This is a genomic window from Deltaproteobacteria bacterium (genome assembly GCA_020845895.1).
Lineage (GTDB): Bacteria > Lernaellota > Lernaellaia > JACKCT01 > JACKCT01 > JADLEX01.
Genome location: JADLEX010000078.1, coordinates 50,692 through 69,449 on the forward strand (window position 1 = coordinate 50,692; position 18,758 = coordinate 69,449).

Genomic DNA, 18,758 nt, shown 5'->3' on the forward strand with positions numbered 1-18,758 from the left:
GCCGGATGATGAATCGCGCCCCTATGGCTTCGACGCGGGCCGGATGTAGGTGCCGGGCGCAAGCAGGCCCTGTGCGCGGCAGACCGTGAGCGCCGAGAGGTAGAGGATCTCCTCGGAGTCGGCCTCGCGACGCACCACGTTGAAAGGCTTGCGAAGGCCCATCAGCAGCGGACCGATCGCCTGCGCCTTCGCGAATCCCGCGAGCAGCTTGTAGGCGATGTTCGCCGATTCGAGGTTCGGGAAGATCAGCACGTTGGCCTCGCGCCCCAGCCGGTTGAACGGATAGAAGCGCTGCATGTACTCCGTGTCGATCGCCGTGCTCGCCATCATCTCGCCGTCCACCGCCACGTCGGGGCGACGCAGACGCAGCAGCTCCGCGGCCTCGGCCATCTTTTTCGCGGCGGGGTGCGGGGTCGAGCCGAAATTCGAGAACGACAGCATCGCCACGCGGGGGTTGACGCCCAGGAATTTCGCCAGGTCGGTCGTCATCGACGCGATCTCGGCGAGTTCCTCCGCGTTCGGGTCGATGTTCACCGTGCAGTCGGCGAACAACACCATGCGATCCTGAAACAGCATGGCGTAAACGCCGCAGATGACGCTCGTGCCTTCGCGAATGCCGAGCACCTGAATCGCGGGGCGGATCGCGTCGCGGTATTCGGTGGAGACGCCGTTGACCATGCCGTCGGCCTCGCCGCGCAGTACCATCACCGACGCGACGTAGGTGCGGTCGCGCTGGAGCAGCCGGCACGCCTCCTGTCGCGTCACGCCCTTGCGCGCGCGCAGTTGAAACAGCGTGTCCACATACGGATCGTCGGTCATGCACGTGCTGCACTCTCCCTCGCATGTGAAATGCCGGTCGAGGATCGTCGCGCCTTCGAGATCGACGAACAGATCCCGGGCGCGCTCGCGGATGCGCTCCTCGTCGCCCAGCAGGATGGGATGCGCGATGCCCTCTTCCTTGATGAGGTGCACGGCGCGCAGCACGCTCGGGTGATCGCCCTCAGGGAACACGATGCGCTTGGGCGCCTGCGATGCCTGATTGAGCAGCGTGCGCATCAGGTGGCGTTCGGGGCCGAGCTTCACTTCGAGGCGTTCGACGTATTTGTCATGATCGAGCGTCGGGATGCCCGCGACGCCGGTGTCGATCGCCGCCTGCGCGACGGCAGGCGCCACCCACAGGATCACGCGTGGATCGAACGGCGTGGGGATCAGGTATTCGCGGCCGAAGTGGAACCGCCGTCCGCTGTAAGCGCGCGACACGGCGTCGGGAACTTCCTCGCGCGCGAGGTCGGCGAGCGCGCGCACGGCGGCGAGCTTCATCTCCTCGTTGATGTTGCGCGCGCGCACGTCGAGCGCCCCGCGAAAGATATATGGGAACCCGAGCACGTTGTTGACCTGGTTCGGGTAGTCCGAGCGGCCCGTCGCCACGATGCAATCCTCACGCACGGCGAGGGCTTCGTTCGGCGTGATCTCGGGATCGGGGTTGGCGAGGGCGAAGATCACGGGGTCTTTCGCCATCCGGCGAATCCACTCGGGGTGCAGCGCGCCCTTGGCCGACAGGCCGAGGAACATGTCCGCGCCCTCGAGGGCTTCTTCCAGCGTGCGCAATTTCGTGTCCTGCGCGAACTCGGCCTTGTAGGCGTTCATGCCCTCGGTGCGTCCGGCGTAGATCATGCCCTTGGTGTCGAGCATGAAGATGTTCTCGCGACGCACGCCGAGCGCGAGATAGAGCCGCGCGCACGAGATGCCCGACGCGCCCGCGCCGTTGACGACCACGCGAAAGTTCTCGATGCGCTTGCCGACGATTTCGACTGCGTTGAGCAGCGCGGCGCTGGTGATGATGGCCGTGCCGTGCTGATCGTCGTGGAAAACCGGAATGTTCATCAGCTCCTTGCACTTCGCCTCGATGTAGAAGCACTCGGGAGCCTTGATGTCTTCCAGATTGACGCCGCCGAAGGTCGGCTCGAGCAGGCACACGGCTTTGACGATTTCGTCGGGGTCCTCGGTGCCGAGTTCCAGGTCGAACACGTCGATGTCGGCGAATCGCTTGAAGAGGATGCCCTTGCCTTCCATGACGGGCTTGCCTGCGAGCGCGCCGATGTTGCCGAGGCCCAGCACAGCCGTGCCGTTGCTGATGCAGGCGACCAGATTGCCCTTGGCCGTGTATTCGTAAACATCGGCCGGATTCTTCTGGATCGCGAGGCACGGCGCGGCGACGCCCGGCGAGTAGGCGAGGGTCAGGTCGCGCTGCGTGCGGCAGGCTTTCGTGGGGATGACTTCGATCTTGCCGGGACGCTTGTTGCGATGGTACGCGAGCGCGCGTTCCACGTCATACATGACAAATCTCCTTGCCGGGATTCAAATCGGGAAGATCCAAAAAGCCGGGGATCCAAATGGATCACGTCGCGCGGGGAGCGCGGCACGAACCAGATCCTGCGCCCACCCCGACGTCTTTTCAAGCTTGTTTTTTCGATATCAATGTCGTATTATACCCCGTTTGGACAATCCGCGACCAAGGAGCCGATCGCGCTTCGCGACCGGCTGTTGGGGTTTTGGTGGAGACTCGGCGGATCACGCGGCGCGGTCGCCCGCAATCTGGTGAACGGCGAAGGTCATGTGGCACAGCCGCCCTCGGCTGTGCGAGACTTCTCCCGGGCCCAACTTGCACAGCCGAGGGCGGCTGTGCCACATTCATCTTACGCGAATCTGGGCCCCATTCGGTCCACCCACAGGAGCCGCGGAATGGCCGCCAAATCCCGCCGCCGCAAGTCTCGTGGATTCTTCAGCCGCAAGGACGACGTGGTGCTTTCGTATCGCTCCGCGGCCATCATCGGCGCCGTGCTCGTCGTCGCCGCCATCGCGGTCTGGCTGTATCTGGCGTTCACGTGACCAGCGGAAATTGACACCGCCGCGCGCGCCCGATAGACAGGGATATTCCATGGATTCGGGCGGTGCCGATGCGTGACGAGTCGGGGACCAAGGCGCAACTGATCGAGGATCTGAAGGCCGCGCGCGATCGCATCGCCGCGCTCGAAAGCCCTGCGGGCCGTGTCGAGGACATCGCGCGAGTCTTCGACGCGATGCCGGAACCGGCGTACGCGATCGACCCGTCGGGGCGCGTGATCGCGTGGAATCACGAGATGGAGCGCCTCACCGGCGTCAATTCGCGCGACATGCTCGGCCGCGATCAATACGAATACGCCGCGCCGTTTTACGGCGTTCGTCGCCCGATGGCCGCCGACATGGTCGCGTATGACGATGCGGCGCTGCGCGACAACTTCCCTTCGGTCCGGCGTACCGGCGACATTCTGGAACACGAGTTCTACGCACCCGCGCGCGGACGCGGCGGATCGACCTTCTGGTCGCTGGCCCAGCCGCTGCGCGATGGGGTGGGAACGGTGATCGGCGCGGTGGAGTGCCTGCGCGACGTGACGCGCCAGAAGCTGCTCGAAAGCGCGCTATCGAGCGCCAAGGGCGAGCTCGAAGCCATGCTCACCGAACTTCAGGCGGCGCTCGAGAAGTCCCGCGAACAATATAAAAACGAGGCGATCCGGCGCGGCGACCTCGAAGGCGAACTCGCCCGCACGCGCGACGAATTCGTCGACTGGGTCGATCAGCTCGAACGCAGTCAGAAAGAAACCAAGATCCTCGGCAACATGATCGACCACCTGCAGGCCTGCCGCACCATGGGCGAGGCCTACGGCGTCGTGGCGCACTCGGCCGATCAGTTGTTCCCGCCCGATTCGGGTTTTCTGGCCATGTTCGGAGAAAACCGCAACAACATGGAGATCGTCGCGACGTGGGGAACGGACCCCGGCGCGGCCAGCGTGGTCTTCGAGCCGGATCAATGCTGGGCGCTGCGCCGCGGAAAGATCCATCACGTGGACGATCCCAAACATCACCAGATCTGCCAGCATGTCGCGGGCACGCCCGAAAACGGCTACCTGTGCATGCCCATGAACGCGCACGGCGAAGTGCTCGGCATGCTGCACGTGCGTTTCGGGCACTCGCTGCGGCAGAACCGCGAAGCCGACATCCTCGCCAAACAGCGGATCTCGACGACGCTCGCCGAGCAGTTCGCGTTGTCGCTCTCCAACCTCAAACTGCGCGAAATCCTGCACGAACAGTCCGTGCGCGACCAGCTCACGGGACTGTTCAACCGGCGCTATATGGAAGAAACGCTCGACCGCGAGTTGCGCCGCGCCAAACGACAGGAAACGCCGCTCGGCATCATCATGCTCGACGTCGATCACTTCAAGCGGTTCAACGACAACTTCGGGCACGAAACGGGCGACATCCTGCTGCGCGAACTCGGCGCATTCCTGGCCCGCAGCATCCGCGGCGACGACATCGCGTGCCGTTACGGCGGCGAGGAGTTCATCCTCATCATGCCCGGCGCGCCGATGGAGATTCTGGCGCGTCGCGGCGAGCAGATCCGCGCCGGAGTCGAAACCAAACTCAAGGTCAGGCCGCCCGGCCACGACTTGCAGAACGTCACGATTTCGCTGGGCGCGGCGATGTTTCCCGCGCACGGCGAAACGCCCGAATCGATCGTCGGCGCGGCCGACAAAGCGCTCTACAGTTCGAAGGAAGGCGGGCGCAATCGCATCACGCTCGCCGAAACGCGCAAGACCTGACGCGCCCGGTTACGACGTGAATCCATCGATCAGCGAGTGGACTTTCTCGGACAGGTTCTTCGAGATGAGTTCGATGTCGGCGGGGCCGATGCCCATCTCGCGCAGGGCCGGCTCCTGGGCGAGCGCGATCTCTTCCTCGGTCTCGTAGGACCGGAATCCCACCGCGTGCGCGAAGAGATTCGACGCGTGCAGCAGGCGCGCGACGGAACGGCCCGACGGGGCGTCGTCGTATTTGTGGTGCCAGCGGATCGCGTCGTGCAACTCCTCGGGAAACTTCCACGAACGCGCCACGAGTCCGCCGACCTCGGCGTGAAACTCGCGCACGATGTCGTCGGCGAGCAGCGACCCCAGGACGCCCCACTCCGCCCGCCGGCGCAGCACGCCCTCGAGCGCGAGAAACAGCACAGGCTTGCCGCAATCGTGCAACAAGCCGCCCAGGAACGCGAACCCGGTATCCCACTTTTTCACGTCGGCGATCCGCTTGGCGATGAAGGCCGTCGCGATCGAGTGCTGCCAGACGCGCTGCATCGGCACGTGGAAGAGCTTCGAGCGAAACACGCGCTCACCCATCGAAACGGCGAGGCCCAGATCGCGCAACGTGCGTACGCCGACCGTGACGATGGCCTGCTTCAGGTTCGTGATGCCGCCCCGCGCCGAATAGACCGGACTGTTGGCGATTCGCAGAACACGCGCCGCGAGCTGCTGGTCGAGGCGAATCACCTCGGCGAATTCGCGGGCCGACGCATCGGGATCAGACGACAACGCGAGCAATCGCTGGGCGATGGCGGGCATCAACGGGACTTCGAGATCACCGGACCCCACGCGCCGCGCCACCGTGCGACGCACCTCATCGCGAACGGACGATTCCAGAACGACGGTCGACAAGGCACAACCCCTCGGGAAAAGCTAATCGACCTGATCGGTCGAATCGAACTTATTCTAGAGATATCTCGAAAAAGTTCGACCCCGCCGTTCTACGGAACGCGCGGGGTCGAATTCGGCCGAATCACCGTAGGAAAGGGCTAGTGCCCGCCGCCGTTGCCTCCCAGGCCGAGGGCGCTCATGAGCGCGATGGCGATGCCCATGATGCTCTCGCCCGCGATCAAGCCCGACGCCACCGGTACCGTGTAGGTTTCGGCGAATTCCTTCTTCGCCTTGGCGAGCGTCCATGCGATCAGCGCGCCGATGAACATCGAGAGCGTGTTGAAGAATGGAATCACGAACGCGAGGCCGAGGCCCATGGCCGAGGGAATGAACGGCCGCGCCTTCGCGGGCAGCAGCTTTTCGAGGATCGGAATCGCGAGGCCGACAAGGCCGCCGATGGCCAGCGCCCACCGCGCGGTGATGTGCAGGCTGGTCAGTCCGTTGGCAAGCAGCTCGGCGACGCCCTTCCACACCTGGGCGGCCGGGGCGGGGAACTGGTCGGTTCCCAGCACGCTCGCGGTCGGCACGAGAATGTAGAATGCGGGGACGATCACCGCCGCACCCGCGAAGATGCCGAGAAACTGCGCGATGAACTGCTTGCGCGGATTCGCGCCGAGCAGATAGCCGGACTTGAGGTCGGTGAGCAGGTCGGCGGACGAGCTCGCCGCGCCGGCGGTCACGCACGCCGTCATCAGGTTCGTCGTCATGTTCGCCGGGGCGAGCACGCCGTAGGTGAGCTGCGTGATCTTGCCCATCGCGCCGATCGGCGTGATATCCGTCTCGCCCGTCGCGCGGCAGGCGACGACCGCGAGGAAGAAGCTCATGAACACGGAGATCAGGCCCATCCACCACGAGATGGAGAAGCTGATGATCTGAATCGCGACGACGCCGATCGTTGCCACCGCCACGCCCGCGACGAACCACGAGCCCGGCACTTCGATCTCGTCCATTTTCGCGACCCGCGGATCCTTTTTCTTGGCCGATCCCGGACGCAACATGCCGGTCATTCCCGAAAACGCGCGGCCGATGGTGCGCCACTGAAATGCGAATGCGAGCAAGCCCGACGTCACCATCAGCGCGGTTCCGCCCCACAGGCTCCACGACACGATGGGACGATAGCCGAGCTGCGTGATGACGCCCTGCTCGTACATCTTCGGAGCGAGATAGAAGTAGTTGAGCACCGCACCGGCGAGCATGCTCCACGCCACGCGGATGCCGATGATCGCCCCGGCGGCCACCATGATGAGGCTCATTTCGATGCCGATGGTCCACTTCATCATCGGCGCGCCCTTCATCATACCGGGGAGTTCGAGCATGCCGGGAATCTTGAACTTCCACCACGCGAGCGGGTTGTCGCGAAACCACGCAATGACGAGACCGAGCCCGCCCGCCATGAACAGGCTGCGCGCCTTTTTCACCGCCGCCTCGCCGGACGCATACAGCGAACGCAGCGTCTCGGCCGCGGCGAGACCGCTGGGGAAACGGAGCTGCTCGACGTTGACCATCTGCCGCTTCATGGGCACGGCCATCATGACGCCAAGGACCGCGAGGAAGAACGTCCAGAGCATGAGCGTCCAGAACGGGAGGTGCTCGCCGCGAATCAGCAGCAGCGCCGCGATGGCGCTGACCATCGTGCCGCCGGTGGAATACCCCGCGCTGCTCGCCGTGGATTGCATGCAGTTGTTTTCGAGGATCGTCAGGTTGGATTTGAGCACGCCGATCTTGCGCAAGCCCGCGCCGATGGAAAACGACAGGATGCACGCGGTGATCGCAACGCCGAGGCCCCAGCCGGTCTTGAGGCCGACGTAGAGGTTCGACAGGCTCATCACGCCGCCCAGTACGGCGCCCATCAGCACCGCGCGCACCGTGAGCTGCGGGATCTCGCCGTGGTAGTGGTTTTCGAACCACTCCAGCTCGATCTCCTCCGCCGTCTTGCCCGTGGTGTCGATGCCGAGAAACTCCTTCTCCTCGGCGGGCGGCGCTTCGGCCGGCTGCGCCGTCTTGAACGCCATGGTCATGGAATCCGGTTTGCCCGCACCGCCCTGATCGCCCGGTTTCGCCATTGCGAACCTCCCCCAAAAAAGACGAACGCCAAAAAAGTAAACGACGGCGACAACGCCGGGCGCCGAGAGGCGACCGGTGCGGTCAGATCGTCATATCCAATGGAAAACCCACACGAATGCCTGCTGATTCCGGCGAGTCCGGGCGATCTTAGTGGAGATCGGCATCCGGTTCAATCGAAAAAACGCATCGGAGGGCGCCCTCACCCCTTCCCCTCTCCCATCAGATGGGAGAGGGGTGGCGAGCGAAGCGAGTCGGGGTGAGGGGCACCCCGTTCGACCTCGCTAAAAGTCCTTGCGCTCCGGCTCCGTAGGGGCGGCGTCGGCCAGGACCCGTTGGAACACCTCGATTGCCCGGTCGATCATCCGCGCGTCCACGTTCAGGTTCGTGACGATGCGGATCGTCTCGTCGTTGATCGTGCCCACGCGCACGCCGTATTCGCCGAGCACCGTCGCGAGGTGCGGCGCGGTCCACGGTTCCATCACCTTCAAAATGATGATGTTCGTCTCGACCTCGGCGGCGTTCAGTTCGACGCCTGGCAGCTTCGCGATCTCGCCGGCGAGGCGTTTGGCGTGCAGGTGATCGGCCGCGAGCATGGGCAGGTTATGGTCGAGCGCGTAGTGCCCCGCCGCCGCCAGCACGCCCGCCTGACGCATCGCGCCGCCCAGCATCTTGCGCACGCGCAGCGCCGCCTTGATGAGCGGCGCGGGGCCGCTCAGCACCGAGCCCGCCGGCGCGCCCAGGCCCTTCGACAGGCACACGCTCACCGTGTCGCCGTATTTCGCGAGGTCGCGCACCGGCTCGCCCAGCGCCACCGCCGCGTTCCACAGCCGCGCGCCGTCGAGATGCACGGCGATGCCGATCCCGCGCGTCCACTCGAACAGCGCCTTCATCGACGCGACGGGGATGACGCGCCCGCCGTGGCGGTTGTGCGTGTTTTCGATGGTCACGAGCCGGGTGGGCGGCGTGTGCACATTGTCCGGCCGCACCCGCAGCTTGAGCTGCTCGGGCGAAAGCGCTCCGTGGTGGCCGCGCACGGGATGGAGCTGCACGCCGCTGATCGCCGCCGCGTGGCCCGATTCGTAGTTGAAGATGTGGCACGCCTCGTCGCACAGCACCTCGTCGCCTGGGCGCGTGTGGATTTTCAGCGCGGCGCTGTTGCTCATCGTGCCCGTGGGGAAAAACAGCGCGGCCTCCTTGCCGAGCATCGTCGCGACGCGCTCCTCGAGCGAAAGCACCGTGGGGTCGTCGCGGAAGACATCGTCGCCCACCACGGCGCGCGCCATCGCCTCGCGCATCCCTGCGTCGGGCTGCGTCACCGTGTCGGAACGAAGATCGACGACCGACTCGCGGTCGGACGGTTCAATGTCGGGAAGTGTGCTCATGGCGATTCCTTTACTTCGGGCTCGGATTCGGCGGCGCTTTGCAGCCGCCGGTCGATTTTTCGCACGTAGTCGCGGCACAGTTCGAACATTGCGTGGTGCAGCGCGCGACCGAAGGGCGGGTTGTCGGGCACCACGCCGACGAGGCCGATGCGCGCGCCGTCGCGCTCCCACGTTTCCACGGGACGCACCCCCGCTCCGCCCGATCCTTCGGCGAGCAGCCCCCACTCCTTGCCGTCGCGCGCGCGGCGAAGCGTCACGTCCATGCTGAAGGTCACGTGGCCCTTATCCCAATCGCCGCGAACGTTGGCCACGGTCACGACCGCGTCGAACCCCGGCGCGTCGGCGCGGTCGGTGATGGCGACGTCGCGCGCGACGATGCGCGTCGCCGTGGCGAGCCCGCGCGTGATGGCGTCGGTCAGGCGTTTGTTGAGCGTGGTGTCGTCCGTGCGCCAGTTGGCGGTCAGCGTCTGGGGACGCACGATGGCCACGCGTAGCGGCCACGGCTCGGATCGTCCCGATTCCGCCGCGACGGTGAACGAGTTTTCGACGTGAATCAGCTCGGCGCAACCGGCGACGAAGACGACCGCGAGGACCATCCATAACCGTGCGGGAAGCGCGTGCCGCATGGCCAGATCACACCAGCCGGGGGAAGACGCGCCGCGCGGTGGCGAGCGCCGAGCGCGCGACATCGCCCACGGGAACGCCGAACAGTTCCGCGAATTTTTCGGCCACGCGCACCACGTGCGCGGGCTCGCAGCGCTTGCCGCGGTCGGGCTTGGGCGCCATGTAGGGCGCGTCGGTTTCGGTCATCACGTGGCCCAGTCCCGCGCGGCGGATCACCGCGTGCGACGGCATCTCGGGTTTGAACGTCACCGTTCCCGTGAAGCTGAGGGCGAAGCCCATCTCCATCACGCGCTCGGCCATCGCCACGTCGCCCGCGAAGCAATGAAACACGCCGCGATAGGGACCGTCGGCCTCGTCGGCAAGGATCGCGAGCGTGTCGTCGTCCGCCTCCCGCGAATGAATGACGATCGGCAGATCGTGTTTACGTGCGAGATGGATCTGATCGACGAATACGCGGCGCTGCACGTCGCGCGGGCTGAAATCGTAATGATAGTCGAGACCGATCTCGCCCCACGCCACGACCTTGGGTCCATCGGCCATGCGCTCGAAATCGGCCATCATGTCGGGCGTCGCCGATTTCGCGTCGTGCGGATGCAGGCCGAGCGCCATGAAGACCTCGGGCCGCCGCGCGGCGAGATCCGAAACGGCGCGCGCGTCACGGGCGTTCGTCGCCACGCAGATCATGCGCGTCACCCCGGACGCGAGGGCGCGGTCGATCACGGCGTCGCGGTCGGCGTCGAATTTCTCGGATTCGAGATGGCAGTGCGTGTCGATGAATGCGATGGCGGGCGAGGATTCCATGGGCTCATTCGGTAGCTTCGGCGGCATCCGACTCGGCGGCCTTGTCCGGGCTCTTGCGCCGCTTGCGCGGCCAGACGACGTGCACGCCCTCGGCGCTGGAGGACGCCCGCCCGCGCGGGGCGTCGGCCCACACGCCTTCGAGATCGTAATGGGTGCGGATCGGCTCGTGGAAGATGTGCATGACCACGTCGCCGTAGTCGATGACCACCCACTGGCCTTCGCGCTCGCCTTCGCGGCCGAGCGGATAGACGTTTTCCTTCTTCATCCGCTCGATCACGTGCTCGGCCACGGTCGCGGCCTGGCGCGTGCTGGTGCCGTGGCAGACGATGATGGCGTCGGTGTACGAACACAGCCCGCCGACGTCGAGGATGACGACGTCGTAAGCGAGCTTGGCCAGCGCGTGCGTCACGATGGACTCAACGCGCGCTTTCGTCGATTTGGGTAGAGCCAGGGCGGCCTCCTGAGGGTTTGGCGGGAACTTGTCAGATCGTACGGGCGGGTGTCAACCGACGATAGGCGGTCCCCCGAGCGTCGGTTGCGGCGCGAGCGGCTGCTCGAACAGACCCCGCATGCGAACGCCGAGTACGTCGAGAATACGGCTTGCGCGGGCCACCGTGATGTTGTGGTACTCGTTGCGCTCGTCGCGGGAGACCTGCGATTCATGCACGCCGAGCCGCGATGCAAGCTCTCGCTGCGTGAGTCCCCGGGCGATGCGCAAAGCCACGAGTGCTTGCCCAAGCCCATGCAGATTCATCGTCTCGGCGATGTCGCCGCGCCTCAAACGCTCGTAACTCTCGACCTCTTCGGCGAGTTGCTCGTGAAACGACTGTAGCGGGTCGATCGCCCGTTTCACCTCGTCGGGGCCGAGGCCCATGGCTTCCAGATGCACCTTGTGGTTGCAGAGACGCGCGCGCTCGTCCTGAAGCCGACGCACGGCCTCCTGATATTCGGTTTCGTTTCGGATCATGGCAGGTCTTCCTTTCGGATCTTCACGATCCCTCTCGGTCTCCCGTCGCGCCGAGAAAGCCGAAATGCCGATGGGAACTCAAGTTCGTTGCCGAATGCGTCGCGGATTCCAGTGGGTTGTCCGTAGTGCGGGTAGAGTTTCGATCCGATATTGGTGCCACATCGGCAGTTGCTTCTTCGGATAGCCCCGATACGACCTGCGCGATGCGGGGTCCCACTTCCAGATCTTGTGCGGATCAAGCAGATTGAGGGCAGTCTGCAGCCGACCGCTCGCCAATTCCCGCATATCGCACACGAAATACCCATCGATGTCGTTCGGGTGTTCCTTGTCCTCCACGAAGGAGCCGTCGACGAAGATCTCGATGATTCCAACCTGCCACAGCTGCCGTGTCAGGATCTCCAGGTTTTCGACGAGCCTGCCGCGCCATTCTCGATCCCAATTTTCGTAATCTTCCTCGGGACCGCGCACGAGAAACGAAGCGTGCAACTCTGTCAGCGTCAATTCGTAGTCGCCAACCGGAAGACACCCGTTGACGTCGAACTCAGGGAGCAAGACTGACCCCCGTCCGGCCAAGCCTTTTGCGGCCGATTCGCCGAACCGCGCCCCGACCTTTCAGCGACATCATCAGCAAGCATAGCTCATTTGTCAAGCTTGACAATTGCGTCAACTGCGTTGACAAGTGGCTACCGTTCACCCCAGCCCAAACTCACCACGCAGTACCCTCACTTGTTCCCGCACGGCGTCCGGCGCGGTGCCGCCAGCCACGCTTCGGCGTTCGATCGACGCACGCGGCGTCCATCGGGAGACGGCGATGGGAATGCCGAGGCGAGCGGCGATGTCTTCGGGCGGCACATCGGCGAGGCGGCGGCCCGATTCCTCGAGTTCGCGGATGAATCCGGCGACGATCTCGTGCGCACGGCGAAATGGCGTGCCGCCCTCCACCAGCGCGTCGGCGAAATCCGTCGCGGCGCACTCGGCGGGAATCGACGCGGCGAGACGCTCGACCCGCCACACGGCGTCGCGCAGATGCGCGCCCGTCACGTCGAGGCACAGCAGGAGCGTGTCGAAGACCTCGAAGACCGTGGCCTTGTCGTCCTGCAGATCCTTGCCGTAGGCGTGGGGCAGGCCCTTGAGGATCGCGGCGAATCCGGTCGCGCGTCCGATGATCGTCGCGGCCTTGGCGCGCACGAGTTCGAGCCCGTCGGGATTGCGTTTCTGGGGCATCATCGAGCTGCCCGTGCTGACCGAATCCCCCGCGCGGTAGTGGCCGAACTCGGCGGACGCGCGGATCACGCCGTCCTCGGCGCGACGCGACAGATGCACCGCGCAGGTGGTCGCCGCGTGCAGAAATTCCAGCGCCGCGTCGCGGCTCGACACGCCGTCCTGCGCGTTGATCGTCGGCCGCGCGAAGCCCAGCGCCTTGGCGAGCGCGTGGCGATCGACCGCGAGACCCGAGCCCGCGAGCGCGCCCGACCCCAGCGGGCACTCGTCGGCTCGTGCGATGGCGTCCACAAAGCGGCTGCGGTCGCGCGCGAGTTCCGCCGCGAAGGAACACAGATCGAACCCCAGCGTGATCGGCAACGCGGCTTGAAGGTGCGTGTAGCCGGGCATGACGGTTTCCGTGTGCCGCTCGGCGAGATTGAGCACGAGCCCGGCGAGGTCGCGGATGCGCGCTGCGGTTTGCGCGCACGCGTCGCGCAGAAAGAGGCGGAAGTCGGTCGCCACCTGGTCGTTGCGGCTGCGTCCACTGTGCACGCGCGCGCCGGCGTCGCCCACGCGCTCGGTGAGCAGGCGTTCGATCAGGCTGTGCACGTCTTCGTCGGGCATCGTGTCGGGATCGAACGCGAAGGCCTCGAACTCGCGCAGGATGTTCGTCAGCTCGCGGTCGAGCGCCTCGCGCTCCGCCGTGGTCAGCACGCCCAGGCGTTCGAGTTCGCCGATCCACGCGCGGTTGGTCGCCACGTCCTCGGGCAACAGGCGGATGTCCACGGGCAGGCTGCGATTGAGCGCCTCCATCGACGCATCGAGACGGCCGCCGATGCGGCCCTTCCACAGGGTCATGCCGGTCTCTCCGGGCGGTGCGTGGTTGCAGTTGTCGTCAGGGCCGCGTTTAGCATACGGGGCGCGCGGGCGCTACGGCCTCGCCCGGCGGCGCGGGAGCACTGAACGTGACGTGCGAACGTGACGTGCAAACGTAACGCGCGTGTTGACGCTCCGGGGGGCGATGCCTATATTGCGGCGCTCATTGGGGTTTTCTCGCGACACGGCCCGGCGATTCGAGGGCGGCGCGGTCGCGAAAGGGGAGCGGATTCGCCATGAACAAGATGGAAATTCTGAAGCTGCCGGTTCCGAAACTGCGGGACGAAGCGCACAAGATCCCGGATCTTTCGGGCATCTCCGGGATGAACAAGGACCAGCTCACGCGCGCGCTGTTCGAACACTACGGCATCCCGCTGGAAGAATCGGTCGAGATCTACAAGGACCCGGCGGTCAAGACGGGTATCCGCGCGGCCAAGAAGGCCCGGGCCGAGGCGCTGGCTGCGGGCGATAAGAAAAAAGCCAAGATCCTTCAGGGCAAGGTGCACGGCCTCAAGCGCACCACGCGGCAGTGGACCAAGGCGAAGGTCCGCGCGAAGGCGAAGAAGGGCTGACACGCCGACGCGATCGGTGTGGTAGGATTGGCGGCGGGCCGGGGCGGATCGAAGGATCCGCGCGCCCGCCGTTCGTGTTTGGGCGCGCGGTGCGAAATTCGTGCGAGAGCGGCGGAAGCCGATTTATGCGAGAGTGGCGGAACTGGCAGACGCGCTGGACTTAGGATCCAGTGCCGCAAGGCGTGTGGGTTCGAGTCCCTCCTCTCGCAACGACCGTCTTTTCGTTCTTCGCCGTTCCGAATCCGGTGGGCGCGATGAATCGCGCCCCTGCGTTCTAATTGTGTCGGTTCCGGCCCCGTCAGCGACCGCTTGACGATTTCGCGCGCATGCGACATTGGTGGATTGCAACGCAACACGTTTGGGTACGTCAACGCAATCCGGGAACGTCAACACCAAGGGGTGAGATCCATGAAGAAGTGCCTTGTTGTCTTGCTGACGGCCGCCATGCTCGCGGCGCCGTTGGCCATGAGCGGCTGCGGTTCGAAGACCGATGACGGGAAGAGCCAGTCGAGTGGCGCCAAAAAGGCCACCAGCCAACCGAAGAAGGAAAAGAAAGCCATCGGCGGGGGCGGAGGCGGCGGCAAGAGCGAAAAGAAGGGCGCCAAGAAGAAAATCGGCGGATAACGATTCGGCGCGTGCGCCGAAGGCTTCGAATTCGAGTGAAAAACACGAAGGGCGACCGCGCGGTCGCCCTTCGTGTTTGGATCGGTTGTCGTTTACGCCGCGCGGTTTACCAATCGAAGCTGGCCCACCACAGCGAGCCTTCGCCGAAGTAGAGCATGTGCGCGCGGCCATCGGCGTCCAGCGCCACGCCGCTTGCGCTGCCCACGTCGCCGGTGGTGTGGATGGATCGAAACGCCCAGTCACCATCGGCGTCGTGCGCGTAGAACAGATCCTTGCCGCCCATGTCGTAATAGCTCAGGTGATGCGCACCCGCGCCGTCCACGTACAGGCCGAAATCCGGCCCAAATTCGCCTTCCAACGCCGGCTGTCCCGTCGCGCCGTTTTCGCTGATGTTCAGCGTGCCGGCCAGATGATCGCGAAACAGGTAGTTGGGGCGATCGTCGCCGTCGATGGCCAGGACCACCGATGACAGCGCCGTCCCGGAATCGCCGATCTCGGCAACCTCGACGCCCGTTCCCGCGACCCGGCCCGCGCGGATTTTCCACGACGAGCCGTCGCGGCCGTAATAGGCGAAATGCACGGTGCCCCCGCCGTCCACGTGCAGCGCCGGCGCGGTCGCTTCGTCCATCGTCTGCTCCAGCGTGAAACCGCCCCACGCGCCGCCGTTTTCGTCCGTCGCGTATTTCAGCCCGCCGGCGGTGTCGGAGTAAGCGATGTGCGTCGCGCCGTCGGAATCCACCGAAATCGCGCAGTCCTTGTAAGTCGCGCCGGGCGTCGCGGCCGTCGGGTCGAGCACCTCTTCACTCCACGACCCGCCACGATGCACCGCGATCGCCTGCGTGCCTTCCGACGCCACGCACACGTGCACGTCGTCACCGCTGTCGATCGACCAGTCCACGAAGCTCGCTCCGCTCGCGCCCGCGACCGTCTCGAAGTCCCATCCGTCCTCGCCGAGTACACCGAAGCGGATGTCGTCGCCGGTCACCCACACGAGGGCCACGACCGTGCCGTCGTCGAGCGTCGCGAGCTTGATCTGCCCGCCCGCCGCAGGGCCGATTTCAACGAAGTCGATGTCGTCTCCGTCGTCGTCATCGTCATCATCGTCATCATCATCGTCGCCTTCGCTGCCGCCTCCGCCACAGGCCGCGAACGCGAGCGCCAGCACGAGCATCAGGAGTGCGGCCGAAACCATCCATCGCCAAGTCTTCATCGTGGAGCCCTTTCCGAAATGTCCGCGCGGATTATCGCCGAAAGCCGCCGGGCATGTCACGCCGATGTTTGCGGACGAGGCCCTCACCCCCGGCCCCTCTCCCGTCATGACGGGAGAGGGGTGGCGAACGTAGCGAGCCGGGGTGAGGGCTCGCGCGCGCGGGCGTTCGTGCTAGAATTCGCCCCCGCGTGAAAGACGCGTCATGAATTTTTCGGGGGAGCTGATGCGCCGGATCTTCTATATCTTTACCGCGATCGTCTTGATACTCGCGCCCGCAGCGTCCGCGTGGGCGTTCGGCCTGACGTCGATGACGCCGCGTCTTTCGGATTACGAGACGCGCGTCGATGAAAATGTCTATCTCGTGGCCGACGCGTCGCTCAATCCCGCGACCGTGAACGCGGGCAACGTGTTTCTGGAGACCCGCGATTCCGGCGATCCGATCGCGGCGGCGGTCTCGCTGGAAACCACGAGTGTCGCGAACGACACGATCGTGCTGACGCCCGATTCCGATCTACGCTTCGGCCTGCCAGTGCGTGTGGTTTTCGACGGCGCCGAGGACATGAGTGCGCAGGAATTCGACGGCGACTGGCCGGGCGGGTACGACTGGTTTGTGCCCAACGTGCCGCTCGATCTCGCGCGCCCGGAGTACGATCCCGCGAACTTCACGGGCATTTTCGTCAACGCCAATGTGCTTCTCGGTTTCGATCCCCTCGACCCCGAATCGTCGAGCCCCGACGAGCCCTGGCGCGCGCCGGGCATCAACGCCACCGGCGCGTGGAAGATCCACACCGGACGGCCCGAGATCGTCGTCGCCGACATCGACAACGGTCTTTCGAGTCTATCGAATGGCGATCTCGCCGATCGACTTTTTCTGAACGCGGGCGAACTGCCGCAGCCGCAAATCGGCGCGTCGCCCTGCGACGACTGGGACTGCAACGAGGACGGGCGGTTCTCGGCGAGCGACTACAACGCCGACCCGCGTCTCGCGGGAGCGGCGGGGGCGAACGTCACTCCCGCGGATCTGTTCGACGTCTTCACCGACGGCGTCGACGACGACGGCAACGGCTACATCGACGACATCTCGGGCTGGGACTTCGTGCGCAACGTCAACACGCCGCTCGGCGTCGGCGCGTTCCCCGAGGGCATTCACTCCAACCTCGTCGGGTCCGCCGCGGCGGCGCGAGCCGACAACGGCATCGGCGACAAGCCGGGCGTGTGCCCCGACTGCTCGCTCATGGTCGTGCGCGTGACCGACGCGGTGCTCGGCGACATGGACGCGATGGCCGCGGGCGTCGAATACGCCGCGGACATGGGCGCGCGCGTAGCCATGATTCCGCTGGGCGCGCCGGACTGGTCGGAGCGCGGGCAGGAGATCTTCAGCGCGGCGCACGAGGCGGGCATGGCGATCATCGCCGCCTCGGGCGACGAGTGGGGCTTCCACCACATCTACCCCGCGGCCGCGGACGACGTGATGGCTGTCCACGCGGTGTTGCCGCTGCCGCCGGTGGACATCATCGGCGACTTCGATCTCGGCGACATCGGCTACACCGAAAGCTATTGCACCAATTACGGCAGCCACATTCAGATCACCGTCTCCACCGGCGCATGTTCGTCGGAGTCGGTGGGCAACGCGGGTGGCCTCGCGGGGCTGATTTTCTCCTACGCGCTCGAACGCGGTATCGACCTGTCCGCCGAAGAGGTCCGTCAGATCATCAACATGACCGCCGACGACGTGGCGGATCACTGCGTGACGTTCACGGGCGGCGGATGCAAGCCCGGCTGGGATTACACCTGGGGCTACGGGCGCGCCAACGCCCAGCGCGCGCTCGAAACGCTCGGCGTGCCGGAGCAGGACATTCCCGAGAAAATTCCGCCCGCGGTGCGCATTGTGTCGCCGCGATGGTGGGACCATGTGAATCCCGACGTCTCGCCGGTGCTCGCGATCGACGCGCGGATTTCGGCGCGGGGGCGCACCGTAACCTACGACATCGGCATCGCGCAAAGCGCCGATCCGCGCGACGACGAATTCACGCAGGTCGGCTCCGGCTCGACGGACGGCATCGACGGTCCGCTCGCGGACATCAATCTCGAACCGCATCTGGATTTTTCCGAGCTTCGCGAACCGGCCGAAGGCCCTTTCGACAAAACGCTCACGCTGCGCGTGCGCGCGCACTACACGGCGGATGACGCGAGCGAGGTGTGGGGCGAGGCGCGCAAGACCTTTGCGGTCGATATCGACGACAACGCGGCCACCGGCCTCATGCCGGGCATGCCGATCCAAACCGGCGCGGCGGGCGTGGGCAGCGCGGTGCTCTACGACATGGACGGCGACGCTGACGGACGGCTCGAAATCGTGCTCGCCACATCGAACACCGAGATCCAGGTGTGGAAGATCGACGGCGTGTCGGGCGAGTACGAAGTGGCGCCGGGTTTCCCGGTCGAAATCCCGCCGACGCCAAGCGGGGTGGACGACGGACACACCGGCACGCCGGTGGTGGCGGATCTGCTGGGTGAAGGCGTGCCGATCATCGTCACGGCGACGTACGGCGGGAAAATCTACGCCGTCTGGCCCGACGGCAACAACCACGACGGCGGTCCGTTTTTGCTGGGCTTCCCGGTGTCGGCTGACGCGCCGCCGAACGACAGTTCGCTCGCATTCGGCCACGGCAACGTCTTCGCCGCGTCGCCCGCGCTCGCGGATCTCGACGGGGACGGACGGCTCGACATCGTCGCCGCGTCATACGATCAAAAAGTTTATGCGTGGAAAAGCGTCGATTTCGAGAACGACGGCGAGGCCGATCGCATCGACGGATTCCCCGTGCTGCTGCGTTCGAACGCCGAGCAGGTCGCGCCGGAAAAAGTCTGCGACAAGCA

Annotated in this window: 15 protein-coding genes, 1 tRNA gene and 1 pseudogene; 6 read left to right on the forward strand and 11 right to left on the reverse strand. The window is 65.6% G+C overall.

The genetic code is table 11. The annotated features are described in order from the left end of the window. Window positions 1-21 precede the first annotated feature (21 nt). Entirely contained in the window at window positions 22-2,337 is a 2,316-nt protein-coding gene (locus IT350_10640; GenBank protein MCC6158499.1) for an NADP-dependent malic enzyme, read from the reverse strand. A 405-nt stretch (window positions 2,338-2,742) separates the two neighbouring features. Here IT350_10640 and IT350_10645 point away from each other — a divergent pair, with 405 nt between their 5' ends. Continuing rightward, window positions 2,743-2,889 (forward strand): hypothetical protein, encoded by a 147-nt coding sequence (locus IT350_10645; GenBank protein ID MCC6158500.1) that lies wholly within the window; start codon window positions 2,743-2,745, stop codon window positions 2,887-2,889. A 68-nt stretch (window positions 2,890-2,957) separates the two neighbouring features. After that, window positions 2,958-4,637, forward strand: a complete 1,680-nt coding sequence (locus IT350_10650; protein ID MCC6158501.1) for a diguanylate cyclase — start codon at window positions 2,958-2,960, stop codon at window positions 4,635-4,637. Between the two features lie 9 nt (window positions 4,638-4,646). Here the strand turns inward: IT350_10650 and IT350_10655 are convergent, their stop codons facing one another. The 9 genes and pseudogenes from IT350_10655 to argH all read right to left on the reverse strand — a co-directional run bounded on the left by IT350_10655 (window position 4,647) and on the right by argH (window position 13,460). Beyond that, on the reverse strand, window positions 4,647-5,522 hold the full coding sequence (locus IT350_10655; protein ID MCC6158502.1) for an HDOD domain-containing protein: 876 nt from the start codon (window positions 5,520-5,522) through the stop codon (window positions 4,647-4,649). A gap of 137 nt (window positions 5,523-5,659) precedes the next feature. Beyond that, the gene (locus tag IT350_10660) at window positions 5,660-7,624 is read right to left on the reverse strand and encodes an OPT/YSL family transporter (protein MCC6158503.1); all 1,965 of its coding nucleotides are present in this window, start codon (window positions 7,622-7,624) and stop codon (window positions 5,660-5,662) included. 282 nt (window positions 7,625-7,906) lie between these two features. Then, complete coding sequence (locus IT350_10665; GenBank protein MCC6158504.1) at window positions 7,907-9,007, reverse strand: low specificity L-threonine aldolase; 1,101 nt, start codon at window positions 9,005-9,007, stop codon at window positions 7,907-7,909. Then, on the reverse strand, window positions 9,004-9,633 hold the full coding sequence (locus IT350_10670; protein MCC6158505.1) for a hypothetical protein: 630 nt from the start codon (window positions 9,631-9,633) through the stop codon (window positions 9,004-9,006). Before IT350_10670 ends, IT350_10665 begins: the two co-directional genes overlap by 4 nt. 7 nt (window positions 9,634-9,640) lie before the next feature. Then, window positions 9,641-10,432 (reverse strand): TatD family hydrolase, encoded by a 792-nt coding sequence (locus IT350_10675; protein ID MCC6158506.1) that lies wholly within the window; start codon window positions 10,430-10,432, stop codon window positions 9,641-9,643. Between the two features lie 4 nt (window positions 10,433-10,436). Next, window positions 10,437-10,841 (reverse strand): ribosome silencing factor, encoded by a 405-nt coding sequence (gene rsfS, locus IT350_10680; GenBank protein MCC6158507.1) that lies wholly within the window; start codon window positions 10,839-10,841, stop codon window positions 10,437-10,439. A gap of 93 nt (window positions 10,842-10,934) precedes the next feature. Beyond that, a complete protein-coding gene (locus IT350_10685; protein ID MCC6158508.1) occupies window positions 10,935-11,399 on the reverse strand; it encodes a helix-turn-helix domain-containing protein in 465 nt (154 codons plus the stop codon). Further along, window positions 11,396-11,900, reverse strand: a pseudogene (locus tag IT350_10690) (hypothetical protein). Before IT350_10690 ends, IT350_10685 begins: the two are co-directional and overlap by 4 nt. 189 nt (window positions 11,901-12,089) lie before the next feature. Continuing rightward, entirely contained in the window at window positions 12,090-13,460 is a 1,371-nt protein-coding gene (argH, locus tag IT350_10695; protein MCC6158509.1) for an argininosuccinate lyase, read from the reverse strand. A 254-nt stretch (window positions 13,461-13,714) separates the two neighbouring features. On the opposite strand from argH, the gene IT350_10700 reads away from it, so the two are divergent. From IT350_10700 to IT350_10710, 3 genes are all read left to right on the forward strand, one after another. After that, window positions 13,715-14,050: a hypothetical protein gene (locus IT350_10700; protein MCC6158510.1), complete on the forward strand. Its 336-nt coding sequence runs from the start codon at window positions 13,715-13,717 to the stop codon at window positions 14,048-14,050. A gap of 127 nt (window positions 14,051-14,177) precedes the next feature. After that, window positions 14,178-14,259, forward strand: a tRNA-Leu gene (locus IT350_10705). A gap of 199 nt (window positions 14,260-14,458) precedes the next feature. Then, window positions 14,459-14,674, forward strand: a complete 216-nt coding sequence (locus IT350_10710; protein ID MCC6158511.1) for a hypothetical protein — start codon at window positions 14,459-14,461, stop codon at window positions 14,672-14,674. A 106-nt stretch (window positions 14,675-14,780) separates the two neighbouring features. On the opposite strand, the gene IT350_10715 is transcribed toward IT350_10710, so the two are convergent. Then, window positions 14,781-15,884 carry a hypothetical protein gene (locus IT350_10715; protein ID MCC6158512.1) on the reverse strand — a complete coding sequence of 368 codons (1,104 nt, stop codon included), beginning with the start codon at window positions 15,882-15,884 and terminating at the stop codon, window positions 14,781-14,783. Between the two features lie 202 nt (window positions 15,885-16,086). Between IT350_10715 and IT350_10720 the strand changes: the two genes are divergently transcribed. Further along, the coding region (locus IT350_10720) for a S8 family serine peptidase (GenBank protein ID MCC6158513.1) at window positions 16,087-18,758 on the forward strand (2,672 nt) is incomplete at its 3' end.

What these genes read in the sequence shown, in the direction of transcription:
- IT350_10640 (MCC6158499.1), bottom strand. Translation starts at nt 2,337, where the DNA reads ATGTATGACGTGGAACGCGCGCTCGCGTACCATCGCAACAAGCGTCCC.
- IT350_10645 (MCC6158500.1), top strand. Translation starts at nt 2,743, where the DNA reads ATGGCCGCCAAATCCCGCCGCCGCAAGTCTCGTGGATTCTTCAGCCGC.
- IT350_10650 (MCC6158501.1), top strand. Translation starts at nt 2,958, where the DNA reads ATGCGTGACGAGTCGGGGACCAAGGCGCAACTGATCGAGGATCTGAAG.
- IT350_10660 (MCC6158503.1), bottom strand. Translation starts at nt 7,624, where the DNA reads ATGGCGAAACCGGGCGATCAGGGCGGTGCGGGCAAACCGGATTCCATG.
- IT350_10665 (MCC6158504.1), bottom strand. Translation starts at nt 9,007, where the DNA reads ATGAGCACACTTCCCGACATTGAACCGTCCGACCGCGAGTCGGTCGTC.
- IT350_10670 (MCC6158505.1), bottom strand. Translation starts at nt 9,633, where the DNA reads ATGCGGCACGCGCTTCCCGCACGGTTATGGATGGTCCTCGCGGTCGTC.
- IT350_10675 (MCC6158506.1), bottom strand. Translation starts at nt 10,432, where the DNA reads ATGGAATCCTCGCCCGCCATCGCATTCATCGACACGCACTGCCATCTC.
- IT350_10685 (MCC6158508.1), bottom strand. Translation starts at nt 11,399, where the DNA reads ATGATCCGAAACGAAACCGAATATCAGGAGGCCGTGCGTCGGCTTCAG.
- argH (MCC6158509.1), bottom strand. Translation starts at nt 13,460, where the DNA reads ATGACCCTGTGGAAGGGCCGCATCGGCGGCCGTCTCGATGCGTCGATG.
- IT350_10700 (MCC6158510.1), top strand. Translation starts at nt 13,715, where the DNA reads ATGAACAAGATGGAAATTCTGAAGCTGCCGGTTCCGAAACTGCGGGAC.
- IT350_10710 (MCC6158511.1), top strand. Translation starts at nt 14,459, where the DNA reads ATGAAGAAGTGCCTTGTTGTCTTGCTGACGGCCGCCATGCTCGCGGCG.
- IT350_10715 (MCC6158512.1), bottom strand. Translation starts at nt 15,884, where the DNA reads ATGAAGACTTGGCGATGGATGGTTTCGGCCGCACTCCTGATGCTCGTG.